Source organism: Clostridium aciditolerans (assembly GCF_016316925.1).
Lineage (GTDB): Bacteria > Bacillota > Clostridia > Clostridiales > Clostridiaceae > Clostridium_AM > Clostridium_AM aciditolerans.
Genome location: NZ_JAEEGB010000012.1, coordinates 77,900 through 97,849 on the forward strand (window position 1 = coordinate 77,900; position 19,950 = coordinate 97,849).

A 19,950-nucleotide genomic window follows, 5' to 3' on the forward strand; every position below is an offset into this window, starting at 1 on the left:
TTTATCTACCCTCTTCTGATATCTTTTGGATTATACCTAATGAAAAAAACGTAATAAGCATAGAGCTTCCTCCGTAGCTCACTAAAGGCAAAGTTATACCTGTAAGAGGTATTGCATTCATAACTCCACCAACTATAACGAGTACTTGTGATGCTATCATAGCACTATATCCAACTGCAAGTAATCTTGAAAACTTATCTTCCACGTAAACCGCTGCCCTCATACATCTATAAAAAAGCAAGAAATACAATATTATTATCCCGAAACCTATAAGTATTCCAAGCTCTTCACATAAAACAGCAAAAATAAAGTCTGTGGTGTTAACCGGTACATATTCTGGGTGTCCCAATCCTAATCCAGTTCCAGTTAATCCGCCTGAAGCTATTGCAAACATCGATTGTACTACTTGATAGCTTTTCCCAGTAGCATAGGGCCATGGATTCATCCATATTAAAACTCTTGTTTGCACATGGTCAAAAAGTTTATAACTTATTACGGCACCTGCAGCAAATAATCCAATGCAGGTAGCTATATAACTAAACTTTGACGTAGCTATGTAAAGCATCGTTATTGATATTCCAAAAAATATTAATGCAGAACCAAGATCCTTTTGTAGTACCATGAAACCTAAAGATACCATTACTACTACTCCAGGAATTATAAGATCCTTAAAATTTTCATAATCCTGCAGTTCAGATGCTAGGTAAGCTACTAAAAATAACTTTCCAAACTCAGAAGGCTGAAAAGTGAATCCTCCTATTACAATCCAATTCTTAGAACCATTTATTTCTGTTCCCATTAACATAGCCATACTCATAAATATTAAAGTAAATACTAAATAAACATATTTATACTTACTAAAACTCTTTAAATCTGGCAGCAATACAACTATTAATATAAATCCTGTTACACCTATAGCAAACCAAATTATTTGCTTTATGGAATCCGCCGTATTGATTCTATAAATCATAACCATTCCTATAACGGATAGCATGCTAGAAAAAATAAATATATATTTATCACCATCTGAAAAAAACTTTCTTATTATTATATATGAATATCCTATAAGCAAACATGTAACTATAGCCATAATCATAGCCCCTTTGTCAAAGGGTTGTTTAAGTATGGCTAGGTTAAGAAAACACACTAAACACAAAAGATATGTGTATCTTAAAAGTTTTTTCTCATCTCTACTCGTGTCCAAAATAATCACCACCACATCATAAAATTTCAAACAGGTCATCTAAAAAATAATAGCTAGAGATGGCTAAATAGCCAAAAGTGAAAAAACTTAGGAACTTAAAGTATAAGTTCCTATGCTCTTCACTTTTATCATAATATACTATATAACTTTATACTTAAATATACGTTGATCATCCTATAACCCTAAAGGATGTATTACCAATTTTAATCTCATCACCAGAATTTAGATATTCTCTACCCTCAACTTTTAAACCATTCAACAATGTACCATTAGTACTTCTTAAGTCTTCTATTATACAATCATTGTTCTTTATATATATTCTTGCGTGATGCCCTGAAGCATACGGGTCGTCCAATACAAGTAAATTATCGTTTTTCCGTCCCACTGTTATCTCGCTCTGGATTGGAATAACTCCACCTCTTCTTAAATTTGCATTATTTCCAGGCTCTATTATCTCAAGTCCAAAGGATTTTCTGTTACCTGTTCTTGCTCTTCTTCCTCCATTTTTTATATCTTTATACATTATTCTTAATGCAAAGAAAATTATAATATAAACTATTGCTATAATTATAATTTTAAAGACTAAACTTAATTTGCTCAGATCCATATAACCACCTTCTTGTAAATTTATTAAATAAAATTTTCCTTATTACTCATTAACATATCAAAAGACTAGCATCAGTAAAGGGTTATGCTAGTCTTATATAGATTATAACATCTTTTTTAAGTATTGTCCCGTATAAGAATGGCTATTTTCTGATATTTCCTCTGGAGTACCTGTGCATAAAATCGTTCCTCCCTTTTCCCCTCCTTCTGGGCCTAGGTCAATAATATAATCAGCACATTTTATTACATCAAGATTATGCTCTATAACTACTACAGTGTTTCCCGTTTCAACAATTCTTTGAAGAATATTTATAAGTCTATTTACATCATCTATATGAAGACCAGTAGTAGGCTCATCTAGAATATATAAAGTTTTCCCTGTACTTCTCTTAGACAACTCATAAGCCAGTTTAATTCTTTGAGCCTCCCCACCAGATAGCTGAGTTGAAGGTTGCCCTAGTCTTATATATCCTAACCCTACATCCATAAGTGTTTGTATCTTGTTCTTTATTCTAGGTATATTTTCAAAGAACTCTAATGCTTCCTCAACTGTCATATTTAAAACATCATCTATAGTCTTACCTTTATATTTTACCTCAAGAGTCTCTCTATTATATCTTTTTCCTTTACAAACTTCGCAGGGAACATATACGTCAGATAGAAACTGCATTTCAATCTTTATTATTCCATCTCCACTGCAGGCCTCACATCTTCCACCTTTAACATTAAAACTGAATCTACCAGGCTTGTAACCTCTCATCTTAGCTTCTGAAGTGTTTGCAAAAACTTCTCTTATAATATCAAACACTCCAGTATAAGTAGCTGGGTTAGATCTAGGCGTTCTTCCTATTGGGCTTTGGTCTATATTTATTATTTTATCTATATTCTCTACACCTAAAATATCTTTGTGGCTACCTGGATTATCCTTTGAATTATTGATTCTTTTATTCATTCCCTTAAATAGCACTTCATTTACAAGCGTACTTTTACCTGATCCGGATACACCAGTAACACAGGTCAGTATACCTAAAGGGAAGTCAGCATTTATATTCTTAAGATTATTTTCTTTGGCGCCTTTAACAGCTATGTGTTTTCCATTTCCTTTTCTTCTCTCTGAAGGCAACTCAATTTTTTTCCTACCACTTAAATATTGCCCAGTTATTGACTCTTCATTTTTCATTATTTCATCAATAGTACCTGCAGCTATGATTTTCCCGCCATGCTCTCCGGCTCCTGGTCCTATATCCACTATGAAATCTGCTTCTTTCATAGTATCTTCATCATGTTCAACTACAACTAATGTATTACCTATATCTCTTAAATGTTTCAGTGTGGAAATAAGTCTATCATTATCCCTTTGATGCAACCCTATACTTGGTTCATCCAATATATATAGTACTCCAACTAAACTAGAACCTATCTGTGTTGCCAGTCTAATTCTTTGTGATTCCCCTCCTGACAGCGTTCCAGCCGTTCTTGATAATGTTAGATAATCTAAACCAACATCAATTAAAAACTTTAATCTGCTTTTTATTTCCTTTAATATTTGATCACTGATTATTGCTTCTTTTTCAGATAAAGTAATCTCATCTAAGAACTTTAACTCATCTCTTATAGACATTGTACAAAATTGAAAAATATTTTTGTCACCAACTGTAATAGCTAAAACTTCTGGTTTAAGTCTTGCTCCTTTACATTTTGGACATGGTTTATTACTCATATAATTTTCAACTTCGCTTTTGATATAATCTGAGTTTGTTTCTAAGTATCTTCTTTTCAAATTATTAACTACACCTTCAAAAGCATGATTAAATTCCATTACTCCATTTTCTCTAGCATAGTTAACTTTGACTTTTTCTCCCTTTAAGCCGTATAATAATATATCAACAATCTCAGGGTTTAACTTTTCTATAGGGGTATCTAGTTTAAATTTATATTCTTTAGAAAGAGCCTTTAGTATACTAAAAGTCCAGGAATCCTCTTTTAAACTTCCACTGCCCCAAGCTGCAACAGCACCATCAAGTATGCTCTTGCTTTTATCAGGTATTACTAAATCTGGGTCTATCTCCATAAGCGTACCAAGACCATCACAGCTGTCACATTTCCCAAAAGGGGCATTAAAAGAGAACATTCTTGGTTCAATTTCACCTATACTAATGCCACAGTCTGGACAGGAAAATTTCTCACTGAATAATATATCTTCTTCACCGATTACATTTACAATAACCAATCCTTCAGCAAGCTTTAAAGCAGTCTCAAGTGAATCTGCCAATCTACTTCTTATATCTGGTTTTACTATTAATCTATCAACAACAACTTCAATAGTATGCTTTATATTTTTTTCAAGCTTTATTTCCTCTTCTTCTAAATCAATAGTTTCTCCATCTATTCTTGCTCTTACAAATCCGTTCTTTCTTATATTTTCTAGTACTTTTACATGCTCGCCTTTTCTACCCTTTATAATAGGAGCAAGTATTTGAATTTTAGTTCTCTCAGGCATGGATAATACTCTATCAACCATTTGATCAACAGTTTGTTGAGTTATTTCTTTTCCGCACTTTGGGCAATGTGGAATTCCTATTCTTGCATATAAAAGTCTTAAATAATCATATATCTCAGTAACAGTACCAACGGTAGAACGCGGGTTTCTACTTGTAGTTTTCTGATCAATAGATATTGCCGGTGATAATCCTTCTATATATTCAACATCAGGTTTATTCATTTGTCCCAAAAATTGCCTTGCATAAGCAGAAAGGGATTCAACATAGCGTCTCTGCCCTTCTGCATACAGAGTATCAAATGCCAAAGATGACTTTCCGGAACCAGAAAGTCCAGTAAATACAATTAGTTTATCTCTTGGTATTTCTAAGTCAACATTTTTTAAATTGTGGACTTTAGCACCCTTTATTACTATGCTATTTCTCATTAGGTTTATTTACACACTCCTTAAGGCATCTTTCACTTGCTATTTTCTTTCAAATGCCTAATATTTTTTTATAATTAGTAAACATTCTTAATTTTTCTTTTGCTTTTTGAGTTTATATATAATATCACGTAGTTTTGCTGCCTGCTCAAACTGAAGATTTTTAGCCGCATCCTTCATATCTTTTTCGTACTTCTCTATAAGCTGATCTATACTTTCATTATTGGCTTGAATAGCCTCTTCTAAACTATCGTATTCCACTTTTTCTTCCGAAATAGTTGTTGCTTCTATAACTTCTCTAATGTCCTTAATAATAGTTTTAGGTGTTATATTATGCTTTTCATTATATTCCATTTGTATTTTTCTTCTTCTATTTGTCTCCGAAATAGCTCTTCCCATAGAATCTGTTATTCTATCTGCATACATTACAACCTTACTATCTGCATTTCTTGCTGCTCTTCCTATAGTTTGTATAAGGGATCTTTCAGATCTTAAAAATCCTTCCTTATCTGCATCAAGTATAGATACTAAAGCCACCTCTGGAATATCCAGTCCTTCTCTCAATAAATTTATACCAATTAATACGTCAAACTCACCTTTTCTTAAATCTCTTATTATCTTCATTCTCTCTATTGTATCTATGTCTGAATGAAGATATCTACTCTTAACATTCATTTCCTTAAAGTAATCTGTTAAATCTTCTGCCATCTTTTTAGTAAGAGTGGTTACAAGCACTCTGTATCCTCTACTTATTGTCTCGTTTATGCTGGCATACAAATCATCTATTTGTCCCTTTATCGGCTTAACAATAATCTCTGGATCCAATAATCCAGTTGGTCTTATTATTTGTTCAACCACATTTGTAGAATGGTCTAGCTCATATTGCGCTGGGGTAGCACTTACAAATAAAACCTGGTTCAACTTGCCTTCAAATTCTTGAAATTGTAAAGGTCTGTTATCAAACGCTGAAGGAAGTCTAAAACCATACTCTACCAAAGACTCTTTTCTCGATTTATCTCCTGCATACATTGCCTTTACCTGAGGTAATGTAACATGGCTTTCATCTATAAATAAAAGGTAGTCATCAGGAAAATAATCTATAAGTGTCTGAGGCGGAGTCCCTTTAGCTCTTCCATCTAGTATTCTTGAATAATTCTCAATACCGCTGCAATATCCTACTTCTCTCATCATTTCTATATCAAAATTAGTTCTTTGCTTTAGTCTTTGTGCTTCTAACAACTTGTCTTGTGCAGTAAGTTCCTTTAAACGCTCTTCCAATTCTATTTCAATTTTATTTATTGCTACCTCAAGTCTATCTCTTGAAGTAGCAAAGTGTGATGCAGGAGATATTAATATATGCTTTGTTGTTCCTATTATTTCGCCGGTTAGAACATCAAACTCCCTTATTTTTTCAATTTCATCTCCAAAAAATTCTACTCTTACTCCCTTATTCGTTGATGAAGCTGGAAATATATCTAAAACATCACCCTTGACCCTAAAGGTACCTCTTACAAAGTTTATTTCATTTCTTTCGTATTGTATTTCAACTAGTTTCTTTATAACTTCATCTCTATCTTTGGTCATTCCTTGTCTCAGTGATAATGTAAGGTTCTTGTATTCTTCAGGATTACCTAGTCCATATATACATGATACGGAAGCCACAACAATAACATCTTTTCTCTCTAGTAACGCTGATGTAGCTGAGTGTCTTAATCTATCTATTTCATCATTTATAGAAGCATCCTTCTCAATATATGTGTCTGTTTGCGCTACATATGCCTCTGGTTGATAATAGTCATAATATGAAACAAAATACTCAACGCAGTTTTCCGGGAAAAACTCCCTAAATTCTGAGCAAAGCTGAGCTGCTAAGGTTTTATTATGTGCCAGAACTAGTGTGGGTTTTTGAACCTTCTCGATTATATTTGCCATAGTAAAAGTTTTTCCTGAACCTGTTACTCCGAGAAGTGTTTGAAACTTTTCTCCACCAAGTATTTTATTTGATAAGTTATTTATAGCATTAGGCTGATCTCCTGTAGGTTTAAATTTAGAATGTATCTTAAAAACACTCATTCTTTATTCATCCTCATCCTTATCTTTGTTTTTTATTTTATCTAGTATTTCACCAAATCTAGTCTCATCAAGCTTTACAACCATGCTGTCCTTTGGAACTCCCCTAGGTACAAACACTATACCTAGTCTTTTATTGTCATTTAATTTATTATAACTTACTTGCTCAAATTTTCCTGTGACCTTCTTCACCTTAAACCATATAAAATTTGAGCATTCTCTTATAGCTTCAGCTATTTTTTCTTCATTTTCAATTTTTTTATTATTAACTTCAACCAATAGATCTCCACATTTAATTCCCATTTCATTAGCTGGAGAATTTGGCGCAACTGCTAATACCATTATTCCGTCTTCTCCACTGATAAACTTAGGTTCTCCTTTGACTTCTACATATCTTTGGAACGCTATAATAGCTTCGTGTGCTGCTGGAGCAAATATTACTACCAAAAATTTAAGTGGTAGATTTAAAACTGCAGCTTGAGCTAATCCAAATAAAGCAATACTATATACTATCATTAGAGAACCTGACATTAATGTCTTTGTCTCTTTATCCTTAGTAAAAGTTATGCTATTGTATCCTACCATACCATAAAAGGGAATAAGTGCTACTACTGCATTCTTTAAAATCTCGACTGGTATGGAGCTTTTGACTAATGGCCACCAAGTTGGAAGTGGTACTTGCCAGGTTGTACTTATAGCAGTATTATTATGAAGCATAAAAAATATTGCTATAGGTAATGCCCAATACCTTTGAAAAGCAAAACCACCTATTATCTTTTCGTCTCTACTAGTAAAAACTGGTATAGCTCCTGTTTTTCCATCTATAATTATAAGTATTCCTTCTACAAAGTGGAGAACTGCAATTAGAGTCATAAGTGATACTACATCTATTTTTAAAAAGTCCAAATTAGGTATATTAAATGTACTTGAAACTAAACTTAACATTAAGCTAGTAAAAGCAAGAGCTGCGCCTGAATAAGCAAAGCAGATAAATCTTGGATTAAAAAACATAAATATTATAGACATTAAAAATATTAAATCCACTGATGAACTTTCATCAAATACTATTCCTAAATAGGACATTATAACGCTGGCAAAAGCTCCTGCAAATATACCGATAACAATTTGCGATATAGTAAGTTCAAAAGGAGTATTTACTCTCTCACCAATTATCATTCTCTGCATTATAGTAGTTTTTTTATTTTTTCTGTAAAGAATAAAAAATAAAATAACCAAAAAAGTAACTAAATATGGTTCTGTCAACGCATAAGCTACAGCTCTTAAAGTAGACATCAAAATATTCATTTGAAAAATTTCCCCTCTCCGTAAAGTGAAACTTGCGCCAAATAAAGATCTACTTTATCTGGCGCGCAAGCAATGAAGTTAGACAGAATTATTCTATCTAACTTTTAAATTCAAATATTATACAAAACGTAAACCAACCACAACTTATTTAATTTTACCTTTTGCTATCTCAAGTGCCTTTGCAAATTGAGGGTCCTGGTTTCTGTCATACGGTTTTTGTCTAAGCTCATCTGGATATTTCACCTCTATATCAGGCTTTATCCCTGTATGATGTATATTTTCACCATTTGGCGTATAGTATTTTGAAACAGTAACTTTAAGAGCTGTTCCTTCACCGGTATCTAAAATAGTTTGAACTACTCCTTTACCAAAAGTTTTTTCTCCTACTAAAGTTCCAATCTTATAATCTCTTACAGCACCTGAAAATATTTCTGAAGCACTTGCCGTCCCTCCATTAGTAAGTATAGTAACAGGTAAGCCTTCAGCTACTCCACCTTTTGACTTATATTCCTTTTTATTTTTATATTTATCTATGGTAGAAACTATAACCTTATCCTTAGGAACAAAATTAGAAACCATATCCACACATTCATCAAGTAATCCACCTGGATTACCTCTTAAATCTATTATTAGTGACTTCATACCCTTAGCTTGAAGCTCTTGTAATTTACTTGTAAAGTTCTTTGCCGTATTTTCATCAAACATTGTAACCTGCATATAGCCTATGTTGCTGTCTATCATCTCACCTTTTACTGTAGCTAAATTTATCTTCGCCCTTTTAAGCTTTACATCAAAGGTTCCCTTAGACTCCCTATATAATGTCAATGTAACCTCTGTTCCATCTTGACCTTTCATTAAAGTTACTGCTTTATCCAGCTCTTTACCAGTTACATCTGTTCCATTTACTTTTTCAATTATATCTTTTGGAAGTATTCCCCCTTTTTTTGCTGGAGAATCTTCAAAAACATCAGCTACAACTATATTGTCATCCTTAGCCTGAACTTGAAGGCCAACTCCACTGTAGTTTCCTTCTGTCTGAACGTTAAATTCGTCATATTCCTTCTTATTCATAAATACAGTATAGGGATCTTTTAAAGCAGATGTCATTCCTTTAATAGCTCCTTCTACTAAATCTGCGTCATTAATGTTTCCATCATAATATTTATACAAATCATTTCTTACTTCAAACAGCTTCGAAAAATTCCCTGTTTGATTTGATATGTAAGCTTTAGTCCCAAACAATGTAATTGTATTGGTAATAAGTAGTGCTGCTACCGTACCTGAAATCCACTTTTTTTTACTATTCAAACTTTCCACCTCTTTGCTTTAAACCTTATACTCTATAGTATTTATATAAACCTTAAATAATTATAACATTAAAAAAAATAAATTTGTAAATTTATTTGTAAAATTTTAATAAAATGAGCATGCAGCTGAACGCCGCATGCTTTTAAATCATTTAAACTGCTAAGAATTTTCTTATTGATAAAATACTTCCTACAGAACCTATTACTATACCTGCTAATAAAAATAGTCCTAAAATAGTAGTTAAAACATACTGTGGAGAAACTAATTGAATCATCATTAAACCTGTTGACGCTTTAACATATGCCATCTTATAAGCATAATATAAAGCTAAATCTGCAACTACTCCTCCTGTAATTCCTATAATCATACCTTCAATTATAAATGGCCATCTTATGAACCAATCTGTAGCCCCAATGTACTTCATTATTCCTATTTCACGTCTTCTGGAATAGAGTGTGAGTTTAATAGTATTTCCTATTAAAAATAGCGAAACTCCTATTAGTACCACAAATATAATACTTCCAACCCATTTTATTGTTTTTGTTATAGCTAAAAGTTTATCTACAACTTCTCTTCCGTCTTTTATTGTATCTATACCCTCTGAACCTTTAATGCTATTAACAACAGTTGATACAATCTCTGGCTTTTGAACTCTAATTACATATGAGTTAGGCATAGGGTTGTCTTTTTCAAGCCCATCTACAAGGCTTTTATTTTGATCTCCTAATTGTTTCTTAAATTTATCCATGGCTTGAGTCTTACTTTCATATGTAACATCAACAACTCCATTAACAGCTTTTATTTTCTTCTCTAATTCACTTTGCTGCTTTGTAGTAATATTATCTTTCAAGAACACCTTAACTTCAACTTTTGATTCCACTTCTAGTATTCCTTGTTTAACATTTAATATAGTAAGAAGAAATATACCTAGAATAAATAATGTAGCTGCAACAGTTGCTGCTGATGCTGAACTTATAGTTTTGTTTCTTCTTAAACTCTTCAATGAATCTTGTATAAAAAACTTTATTGTACTAATCCTCATATCCGTAAGCCCCCCTTTGCTCGTCTCTTACAATTATTCCTTTTTCAACGGCTATAACTCTTTTTCTCATGTTATCAACTATGTCCTTAGCATGAGTGGCCATCAGAATTGTTGTACCTGCGTGATTTATATCATTTAATGTTTCCATTATATCCATTGCTGTTTCTGGATCTAGGTTTCCAGTAGGCTCATCCGCAATTAATATAGCTGGATTGTTAACTATAGCCCTAGCTAATGATACTCTTTGCTGTTCTCCCCCTGACAACTCATGAGGAAATGCTTTATATTTATTCGCTAGTCCAACTAATGAGAGAACCATTGGAACTTTTTTTCTTATTTCTTTTAAAGGAGCTTCTACTACTCTCATTGCGAAAGCTACGTTCTCATATACATTTAAAGTAGGTATTAATCTAAAATCCTGAAAAACTACCCCTATCTTTCTTCTATAATAAGGTATTTCTTTTCTTTTTAAGTTAGTTATATCTAAATCATTTATTATTATATTCCCGCTTGTAGGCTGAACTTCTTTTAAAAGCATTTTTATAAAAGTAGACTTACCTGCTCCACTTGGTCCAACTAAAAATACGAATTCACCTTTTCCTATTTTTACATTTATGTTTGATAAAGCAAACACGTTATTGTTATATACTTTACTCACATTTTTAAATTCTATCATTAGAACATCTCCTTATATATATAAGCTTTCGATTTTTTTCACGTAACTATGTTCATTATAACATAATAAGACATGAAATAAATATTATATTCTATTAAATTATTATTAACAGCGAAAAAAGCATATGCAATTGAGTTATATTCAACCGCATATGCCACATATATACATTAAGTTCCAATCTCAAATCTACATTTTTTGTTAATGTATTACTTACATGAGACAAAAAACCAGAGCTTCATCCAGTTAATGGCCTGATATAATGTCTTTAAAGCCTTCTCCTAAAACTTCATGCGCATCACTTACTGTAATAAATGCTTTTGTGTCAATTTCTTTTATATAATTTCTCAATTTTACAAGTTCTTTTCTTCCTAAAACAGCATAAAGAATATATGTATCTTCTTTGGTATACCCTCCTCTACCGTGTAGAATAGTACAGCCTCGTTCCAACTCTTCTATTATGAATTTACTTATTATATCGTTTTTTGTGCTTATAACCATTATTTGTTTTGAAACATTGAGTCCTTCTATAACAGTATCTATTACAAATCCATTTATAATAACGGCTAACAGAGCATACATGCCAGCATCAGCACCAAAAGAAAAAGCTGCAAAAAGTGTTATAACAAAGTCTACTATCAAAAGTGACTTTCCTATATCTAAATGTAAAAACTTATTAAGTATTTTTGCCAGTATATCAGTTCCACCGGTAGATGCATTTTGATTAAGCACTATTCCTAATCCTATTCCAGATATAAAAGTACCAAATATAGATGCCAACATTAGGTTTTTTGTGATTGCTATGTTTGGAGTCATAATTCTATCCATAATCCATATTGTTCCTGAAAGACTTAAACTTGTGTAAATAGTTTTAGCACCAAATTGATTCCCTATAGCAATAAATGCAACTATGAATAATATTGCATCCATAATTAGCATTAAAAGACCTATAGGAAGACTGGGAATAAAATAATTTATTATTATTGCTGCTCCAGAAATCCCACCTGCTGCAATTTTATTTGGTGCTAAAAAAAACTTTATACTTATTGCAACTAATAAAATACCTATGGTAATTAAAGCATATTCCTTAATAGTTTTCATATTTTCGACCCCACTACTATAATAAAATTTAAAAGTTGAAAAATCCTACTAAGGCTAATTATTCCCTACTTTTAAATTTTATATTAGGCATCTGCAAGAAAATAGCAAGTCAAAGATGATAGTATATCTGGTTTTTTCTTTATTTTCATGTACCTTAGTACGATAAAAAAACGATGATATAAATTACTATATCATCGTTTAAATCTAATCATTTACTAAATTATTTTAGAGTAAGACCTTTCTTAACAGCTTTGACAATATCATCAGCAGTTAATCCATATGCCTTTAGAAGTTCTGCTGGTTTTCCACTTTCTCCAAAAGTGTCCTTCACTCCTACTCTTACTACTGGTGTAGGTTGGTTTTCACTTAAAACCTCACAAACAGCAGATCCTAATCCACCTATTATGCTATGCTCTTCTGCAGTTATAACTACTCCTGTTTCTCTTGCAGCCTTTATAATTGCTTCCTTATCTATAGGTTTTATAGTATGTATATTTATAACCTTAACTTTTATTCCTTCTTCTGATAATGTATTATATGCTTCTAGAGCTGCGTCTACCATTATTCCAGTTGCAATAACTACAGCATCTTTTCCTTCTCTTAAAGTTATAGCTTTACCTATTTCAAACTTATATTCTGAGTTATCATTGATAACAGGTACTCCAGATCTTCCAAGTCTTACATAGCAAGGTCCTTTATATTCAGCTATTGCCTTAATTGCAGCTTCTGTTTCTACAGCATCACTTGGGCTTATAACTGTCATATTTGGTAAACTTCTCATTAGTGATATATCTTCAATTGATTGGTGTGATGCGCCATCTTCTCCCACTGTAATTCCTGCATGCGTAGCACATATCTTTACATTTAATTCAGGATAGCAAACTGAATTTCTTATTTGTTCAAAAGCTCTACCACTAGCAAATACAGCAAAAGTACTTACAAAAGGTATTTTATCACAAGTAGACATACCTGCAGCTACAGTAACCATGTTACTTTCTGCTATTCCCATATTTATAAATCTTTCTGGACAAACCTTCTTAAAATCAGCTGTCTTAGTTGATTTAGATAAATCAGCATCAAGTACAACTATTTTTTCATTTTCTTGACCTAATTTTGCTAAAGCCTTTCCATATGCTTCTCTTGTCGCTATTTTATTAGCCATTATTCTTCACCCCCGAGTTCATCTAAAGCTTTTTTGCATTGTTCTGCACTTGGTGCGTTTCCATGCCAACCTGCTTCATTTTCCATGAAGGACACTCCTTTACCCTTCACAGTTTTACAAACTATCATTGTTGGTTTTTCTTTTACAGTTTTTGCTTCCTCAATTGCATTAATTAATTGCTCAATATTATGACCATCTACCTCTACAACATTCCATCTAAAAGCTCTAAATTTATCAGCAATTGGCTCTGCTGACATTACTTCTTCAATAGGACCATCTATTTGAAGTCCATTATAATCAATAAAAGCTATTAAATTATCTAATTTATAATGAGCAGCTGACATAGCAGCTTCCCAAACTTGGCCTTCTTCTAATTCACCATCACCTAATAGTGCAAAAACTCTGTAGTCTTTTTTATCTATTTTTCCTGCTAAAGCCATTCCAACTGCTGCTGAAATACCTTGACCTAATGAACCAGTGGACATGTCTACTCCTGGAACTTCATTCATATTTGGATGTCCTTGAAGTATTGAACCAAGCTTTCTAAGCTTTTTTAATTCTTCTACATCAAAAAATCCTCTTCTAGCAAGTGCACTATATAGCACTGGAGCAGCGTGCCCTTTAGAGAGAACAAATCTATCCCTATTTAAATCCTTTGCTTTTTCAGGATCTATGTTCATTTCACTAAAATACAAAGTAGTTAAAATTTCTGTTGCTGATAAGGAACCACCAGGATGACCTGAGCCTGACTCTGTTAACATTTTTATAATATCTTTTCTAATCACGTTTGCCACTTGCTTGAGTTCTTCTAAGTTCTTTTTCACAATCTCAACCTCCTATAATAAAGCTTACGTTTAAAAAATTCTTCTACTATTTTACCACAAAAAAACGTTTTTATATACAATAAAGGTGGCAAAATTTTTCCCACCTTTTATTTTATTCTATCTCCATCTAACTATATACATATATACGATCATATTTAGGCCTTGAATGCTAATAAAAAAACACGACAAATTGTCGTGTTTAAATATATTATTTACTGTAAACCTACGCTTATTAAAAGCGCCTCATCTACTTTTCTCATATCGTCATCGGTCATATGACCTATTTTCTCTTTTAGTCTTCTTTTATCTAAAGTTCTTATTTGCTCAAGCAAAACTACAGAATCTTTATTAAGTCCATAAGCTTCTGATGAAATTTCAACATGTGTTGGAAGTTTTGCCTTGTTTATCTGTGAAGTAATTGCTGCTACTATGACAGTAGGGCTATATTTGTTGCCAACATCATTTTGGATAATGATTACTGGCCTTATTCCACCCTGTTCTGAACCCACTACTGGGCTTAAGTCAGCATAAAATATATCTCCTCTTTTCACTATAGTGGTCATCAGCTAAATCACACTCCGAAAGCTTCGCTTCATATTCTTTAAATTCTTTCATGTCACTTGCAAAGCCCATTTCTGCAAACTCAAGATTGAGTTGAGCCATTTCTTTATATCCTTTTTCCATTTGTTCTATGATATTTAACCTTTTTTTCTCTTTAATATATAATATGATAGCTTCCCTAATAAATTCACTTCTTTTTTTGCAATCTTCCTCAAGTGCCTTATTAAATTCATTGTATAGTGTTTCTGAGAGGTTTACCACTAATCTCTTTGAATTTGACATATAAAAATTAATACCTCCTATTAACCTAAGCGAAAGATATGTACACACAAATTATAATCCTAAAACTGTCAGCATGTCAAAGAAATTATCCGTAATTTCACCATTTTTCTACTTGTACTTTTACACATAATTTCTTATTTTTACAAGTTCATTATGTATATTACCAAATATATCCCAGCTTATTATGTACCTCGCATTATAATTAATAGTTAAAATGTAAATTTAAGTATATTCTATCATAAAAGTAAATTTGAAAACTACTTTTATTTTTTAAGATTAGTTTAAAACAATATACTAGTATATTATACAAAGCATTAATTTTATATGCATCATTTACGACAATTGACAATAGGAGATATACAGCTAACAGCTATTAAATAAAACTCCTTCTCCCTTCGTCGAATGAGTACACAGAGTGTAAGTGACTATCACCAAATCAGCACGCTGTGTAAGCGATCATCTCAAAATCATAGATTTTGGATGCCTACTTAAGATTTTGGCTCTCTGCTTAATTGTTAGCTGTATACCTTCTATTTTACTTATACATAATTTTTTATCTTTATTATCTGTCCATTTTCTATATAAACTCTTGGAACTCTTTTGCTTACCATGCATATCACTTCATAGTTTATAGTTCCCAAAATAGCTGCCATATCATCAGCATTAAACTTTAAGTTTCCGTCACTGCCCATAAGTATAACTTCATCTCCTGGTTTTACATCACCTACATCAGTAACATCTATCATACACTGATCCATGCATATATTACCAACTACTGGAGCAAATTTACCATTAATTATTACCTTTGCTTTTCCTGACATCATTCTAGTATATCCATCAGCATAGCCAATAGGCAGTGTAGCAATTATGCTCTTTCTTTCAGTTCTAAATTTTCTTCCGTATCCAATATATTCACCTTTATCTAAGGTCTTTACATGCACAATATTTGCTTTCCATGTCATAACAGGCTTTATACTTAATTGGTTTTTATCTACTTCGTTCGAAGGATAGTATCCATACAATATTATTCCCGGTCTCGTTCCGTCATAATGAGTTTCTGGAAGCTCCATTATAGCTGCGCTATTAGCCATATCTCTCATATTTATTTTGATACCCTTGCTAATTAATTTTTCATAAAACCAATTATATTTGTCAAATTGCATATTTGAATAGCTCTTATCAGCTTCATCAGCAGTGCAGAAATGAGAGAATAATCCTTCTATTTCTATATTAGCTAACTTGCTTATTTTATATATTTCCTCAATACTTTCTTCGCTTGGTAAAAAGCCTATTCTTCCCATTCCCGTATCTATAGCTATATGAATTTTAATTGTCTTTCCTTCAGATTGAGCTATATTAGATAAGGTTAAAGCATACTCATAGGAAGAAACTGCTGGTTCGATATCATATTTTATCAAATCATCTGATAGAGTTTCAGGAGTAAGCCCCAAGATCATTATAGGACACTTAATGCCACTTTTTCTTAGTTCCACACCTTCGGCTAAAACAGCCACTGCAAGTCTTGTAGCTCCATTCTGTAAAAGTATTGGTGCCACTTCGACAGCCCCATGTCCATAAGCATCCGCTTTTACAACTCCAATTAGTTCCTTACTTTTAGCCTTTTCTCTAATCTGCTTGATGTTATACACAAGGTTGTCTAAATTAATTTCTGCCCATACAGGCCTAAAATCTCTAAACATTTTATTACCCCCCACGTTTTTATTTACAATAAAATAACTAATAAATTATAATTGAACTTTTCCCCTACGAGTTAATTATACATTATTTTTAATAATTATATAATTGTGATTTTAAAAAATTTTTATTTTATTCAAAATAATATGACACAAAATCTCTATAAGTTAAAATTCTAATTATGTTATTTCGAACAAATCTTTCTGCAACTCTGGGTTGGCTTTAAAATCAGAATATTCTACATCTATCTTCTTCTTGCCCTTGGAATCATATATAATAACATACTTAGGCAAACTATTATGCTTATCTATATATAGCTCAGCTTTGCTAATATTTTTATTATTACCAGGTATGTCCAAGTGCACAACTTGATACTCTTCATTACCTATTTTCTTTAACGAATTTTTCACCACTTCATTTGTATATATCATTCCAATATACTCGCCAATAAAGCTTAGTTTAAATAAACTATCAAAGTCTTTCTCTGTATCATATTTTAATCCACTTTGCAAATCTTTAACCAGTATTTTATTGTCTTTATATACCATCAACCGATTTTTGTCTAGTTCAAATCTATATCCATATCTTTTATCATAAAATTGTTTTCCAGTATAATTTATAGTTTGTTTATCATTTTCTATTTTCATATTTATATTACAACTATAGCTGTCTAAATTTTTTAGATAATCAATATTCTTTTCTGTATCGTCGGTTTTTTTGCCACAGCTTGTGAACACTATTATAAAGATAAAAACAAGAATAGTCGTGAATAATGGTTTTTTCTTCATCTCAATCCCCCTAGATTATATTCTCTTAGGCACCTATTTCCCATTATTAATACTATTCTTTTATTTCTTTTTATATTCTTATACCTTTTATGAATTTAAAATTAACATTGTATTTCTTTTATTGAAAAAGGAATATCTTCTAATATATGGCTGGCATTGACACAAAACATATCCCTAGAAAGTTTTTCGCCGGAATAGCCATGTATAAACGCTGCAATGCAAGCGGCTGATATAGATTTATAACCCTGCCCAATAAATGATGCTATCATTCCTGTAAGACAATCCCCCATTCCACCCGATGCCATAGCGCTATTCCCTGTTGGATTTATAATTGTTTTTTCTCCATCTGTTATTATAGTATTGTATCCTTTAAGAAGCACTATGATATTGTTTTCCTTTGCAAATTTTTTAGATATCTCCATTCTATTTTCTTTTATATAATCAATTGGCAAATCTACTATTCTAGACATTTCTCCCAAGTGAGGAGTTATAATAATTTCCGACTTTTTATTTTTTAGTATATCAAGCCTATCCTTTAATACATTTATTCCATCGGCATCTATAACTATAGGACAATTAGCATTATTAATAATATTGCTTAACAAATTAAATGTTTTCTCATTATCTCCCATGCCAGGACCTATTGCAATAGCATCACTTTTTTCTATTAATTCACTTAATTTGTCCTGTTCATCAAAAGAAATAGTCATAGCTTCTACAAGCTTAGATCTCAAAGTCTCTCTAATCTCACTATCACAACACAATGTTACTAGGCCAGCCCCACTTCTAACCGCTCCCTGTGTACATATGTATGCAGCTCCAGTATATCCATTGGAGCCTGCAACAACTAACACTCTACCATAGTCTCCTTTATAAGAGTACTTATCTCTTACCTGTATATTACTTCTTATCATATTTTCGTCTATAATAAATTCATTATTATGAAATCTACTTATTGCTGCCTCTGGAATACCTATCTCCTCTATAACTACTTCTCCTGTTAATTTATCTGTTCCATAATTTAAAAAACCCTTTTTATATAATTGAAAAGAAATAGTTTTATCTGCTTTAATACAATTGCCAAGTATTTTCCCCCTATTTCCATCAAGTCCAGAAGGTATATCGATAGATACAATATATTTACTATTTTCATTAATTATAGATATGACAGAATCAAATATTCCCTCAACTTTTCTAGAAAGTCCCGTACCGAAAAGGGAATCTATTGTCACTTGACTTCGTTCTATTGAGTCTCTTAAATCATTAATATCTTCAAGATTAGTGACTTTATTAATATTAACACCTATTTTTTTTAATATATCATAGTTTATTTTACAATCTTGACTCATTCCTTCTTTATCCCCAACTAGAAATACTTCCACTTTCTTATTTAAAATGTGTAGGTGTCTTGCTACTGCGAATCCATCCCCACCGTTGTTTCCCTTGGTACATACTATACAAAAAGAATGATGTTTATCAAGTTCTAAGTTTTTGATGATCTTTAATGCTGCATTTTCCATCAATAAAATCCCTGGAATCCTAAGTTCATTTATACAGTAGTTATCTATCTCCTTCATTATTTCTGAAGTTGCAATCCTCAAATTTATCAACCTCCATTACTGCATATGCTATAGCATTATCAATACCATGAGATATGCTTATATGAATTTTATAATCACCATATTTTTGAGCCATTAACTTAGCCTTACCTTTCAGTACCACTAAAGGTTTTCCAGCAGCAGTTCTGTCGATTTCTATATCCTTGAATTCAAACCCACTAAAACCTGTTCCCAGAGCCTTAGCTACAGCCTCTTTTGCCGCAAATCTACCTGCTACAAACTCTGGCCTCAAGTTTCTGCTCTTAAGATATTCTATTTCATTCTTACTAAACATCCTATCTATAAAATTAGCATGCTTACTTATAGCTTCTTTGATTCTTCTAATTTCAACGATGTCAACCCCAATTCCTATAATCAAAATATCACCCCCATATTAATAATAAATTATACTTTTCTATTTTAAAAGTTGCAAGTAGTTGTATGCCCAGCTGTTAAAAGAAAAAAAGAGGATTTTTTCCTCTTCTGATTATAATAATTGTCTATTGTCTTTTATTTTAATATGCTATATCCTTTATTTCTTTATCAAAGTCTACTATATATTCATCGATATAATCGCCAAGAACATCAATTAAATGAATTGGTGATACATTATTGTCATATAGCAACTTCATTAGATTATGTACCTTGTGTCTCTCTGGGCTTATACTTTTTACACAATCCCTTTCTATATTTACTAACTTTCCATCTACAAGATCTTGTCTCTCAATCTCAATTCCATATGATTGTACCTCTATGGTATCTACTCCATATGTTATGCTAATGTTGCCTTTTAATAATGGCTCTTCTA

General features: G+C 31.9%; 18 protein-coding genes. All 18 read right to left on the reverse strand.

Annotation, left to right across the window (positions count from 1 at the left end; genetic code table 11):
* Nucleotide 1: 1 nt before the first annotated feature.
* Nucleotides 2-1,204, reverse strand: a complete 1,203-nt coding sequence (locus tag I6U51_RS11000) for an FtsW/RodA/SpoVE family cell cycle protein (RefSeq protein ID WP_211142698.1) — start codon at nucleotides 1,202-1,204, stop codon at nucleotides 2-4.
* A gap of 169 nt (nucleotides 1,205-1,373) precedes the next feature.
* Entirely contained in the window at nucleotides 1,374-1,811 is a 438-nt protein-coding gene (locus I6U51_RS11005; RefSeq protein WP_211142699.1) for an FHA domain-containing protein, read from the reverse strand.
* A 102-nt stretch (nucleotides 1,812-1,913) separates the two neighbouring features.
* Nucleotides 1,914-4,736: an excinuclease ABC subunit UvrA gene (uvrA, locus tag I6U51_RS11010; protein WP_211142700.1), complete on the reverse strand. Its 2,823-nt coding sequence runs from the start codon at nucleotides 4,734-4,736 to the stop codon at nucleotides 1,914-1,916.
* 87 nt (nucleotides 4,737-4,823) lie between these two features.
* Nucleotides 4,824-6,806, reverse strand: coding sequence for an excinuclease ABC subunit UvrB (gene uvrB, locus I6U51_RS11015; RefSeq protein ID WP_211142701.1), 1,983 nt, complete (start codon nucleotides 6,804-6,806; stop codon nucleotides 4,824-4,826).
* 3 nt (nucleotides 6,807-6,809) lie between these two features.
* Entirely contained in the window at nucleotides 6,810-8,108 is a 1,299-nt protein-coding gene (locus I6U51_RS11020; RefSeq protein WP_178906913.1) for a PDZ domain-containing protein, read from the reverse strand.
* A gap of 144 nt (nucleotides 8,109-8,252) precedes the next feature.
* Nucleotides 8,253-9,356 carry a S41 family peptidase gene (locus I6U51_RS11025; protein ID WP_425489762.1) on the reverse strand — a complete coding sequence of 368 codons (1,104 nt, stop codon included), beginning with the start codon at nucleotides 9,354-9,356 and terminating at the stop codon, nucleotides 8,253-8,255.
* Between the two features lie 211 nt (nucleotides 9,357-9,567).
* Entirely contained in the window at nucleotides 9,568-10,458 is an 891-nt protein-coding gene (ftsX, locus tag I6U51_RS11030; protein WP_211142703.1) for a permease-like cell division protein FtsX, read from the reverse strand.
* A complete protein-coding gene (gene ftsE / locus I6U51_RS11035; protein WP_211142704.1) occupies nucleotides 10,448-11,134 on the reverse strand; it encodes a cell division ATP-binding protein FtsE in 687 nt (228 codons plus the stop codon). Before ftsE ends, ftsX begins: the two co-directional genes overlap by 11 nt.
* 243 nt (nucleotides 11,135-11,377) lie before the next feature.
* Nucleotides 11,378-12,232 (reverse strand): YitT family protein, encoded by an 855-nt coding sequence (locus I6U51_RS11040; RefSeq protein WP_211142705.1) that lies wholly within the window; start codon nucleotides 12,230-12,232, stop codon nucleotides 11,378-11,380.
* Nucleotides 12,233-12,452: 220 nt separating this feature from the next.
* The gene (locus tag I6U51_RS11045) at nucleotides 12,453-13,394 is read right to left on the reverse strand and encodes a transketolase family protein (RefSeq protein ID WP_211142706.1); all 942 of its coding nucleotides are present in this window, start codon (nucleotides 13,392-13,394) and stop codon (nucleotides 12,453-12,455) included.
* Nucleotides 13,394-14,218 carry a 1-deoxy-D-xylulose-5-phosphate synthase N-terminal domain-containing protein gene (locus I6U51_RS11050; protein ID WP_211142707.1) on the reverse strand — a complete coding sequence of 275 codons (825 nt, stop codon included), beginning with the start codon at nucleotides 14,216-14,218 and terminating at the stop codon, nucleotides 13,394-13,396. The genes I6U51_RS11045 and I6U51_RS11050 overlap by 1 nt, the downstream gene beginning before the upstream one ends.
* Before the next feature lie 212 nt (nucleotides 14,219-14,430).
* Complete coding sequence (locus I6U51_RS11055; protein ID WP_178906920.1) at nucleotides 14,431-14,781, reverse strand: type II toxin-antitoxin system PemK/MazF family toxin; 351 nt, start codon at nucleotides 14,779-14,781, stop codon at nucleotides 14,431-14,433.
* Nucleotides 14,741-15,061, reverse strand: a complete 321-nt coding sequence (locus tag I6U51_RS11060) for a CopG family ribbon-helix-helix protein (protein ID WP_211142708.1) — start codon at nucleotides 15,059-15,061, stop codon at nucleotides 14,741-14,743. The genes I6U51_RS11055 and I6U51_RS11060 overlap by 41 nt, the downstream gene beginning before the upstream one ends.
* Nucleotides 15,062-15,600: 539 nt before the next feature.
* Nucleotides 15,601-16,761 (reverse strand): alanine racemase, encoded by a 1,161-nt coding sequence (gene alr, locus I6U51_RS11065; protein WP_211142709.1) that lies wholly within the window; start codon nucleotides 16,759-16,761, stop codon nucleotides 15,601-15,603.
* Between the two features lie 174 nt (nucleotides 16,762-16,935).
* The gene (locus tag I6U51_RS11070) at nucleotides 16,936-17,544 is read right to left on the reverse strand and encodes a germination lipoprotein GerS-related protein (protein ID WP_211142710.1); all 609 of its coding nucleotides are present in this window, start codon (nucleotides 17,542-17,544) and stop codon (nucleotides 16,936-16,938) included.
* Nucleotides 17,545-17,645: 101 nt separating this feature from the next.
* Nucleotides 17,646-19,145: an NAD(P)H-hydrate dehydratase gene (locus I6U51_RS11075; RefSeq protein ID WP_211142711.1), complete on the reverse strand. Its 1,500-nt coding sequence runs from the start codon at nucleotides 19,143-19,145 to the stop codon at nucleotides 17,646-17,648.
* Nucleotides 19,105-19,521, reverse strand: coding sequence for a holo-ACP synthase (gene acpS, locus I6U51_RS11080; protein WP_211142712.1), 417 nt, complete (start codon nucleotides 19,519-19,521; stop codon nucleotides 19,105-19,107). Before acpS ends, I6U51_RS11075 begins: the two co-directional genes overlap by 41 nt.
* Nucleotides 19,522-19,657: 136 nt before the next feature.
* Nucleotides 19,658-19,950: DUF6514 family protein (locus I6U51_RS11085; protein ID WP_211142713.1), on the reverse strand; the 293-nt coding region annotated here is incomplete at its 5' end.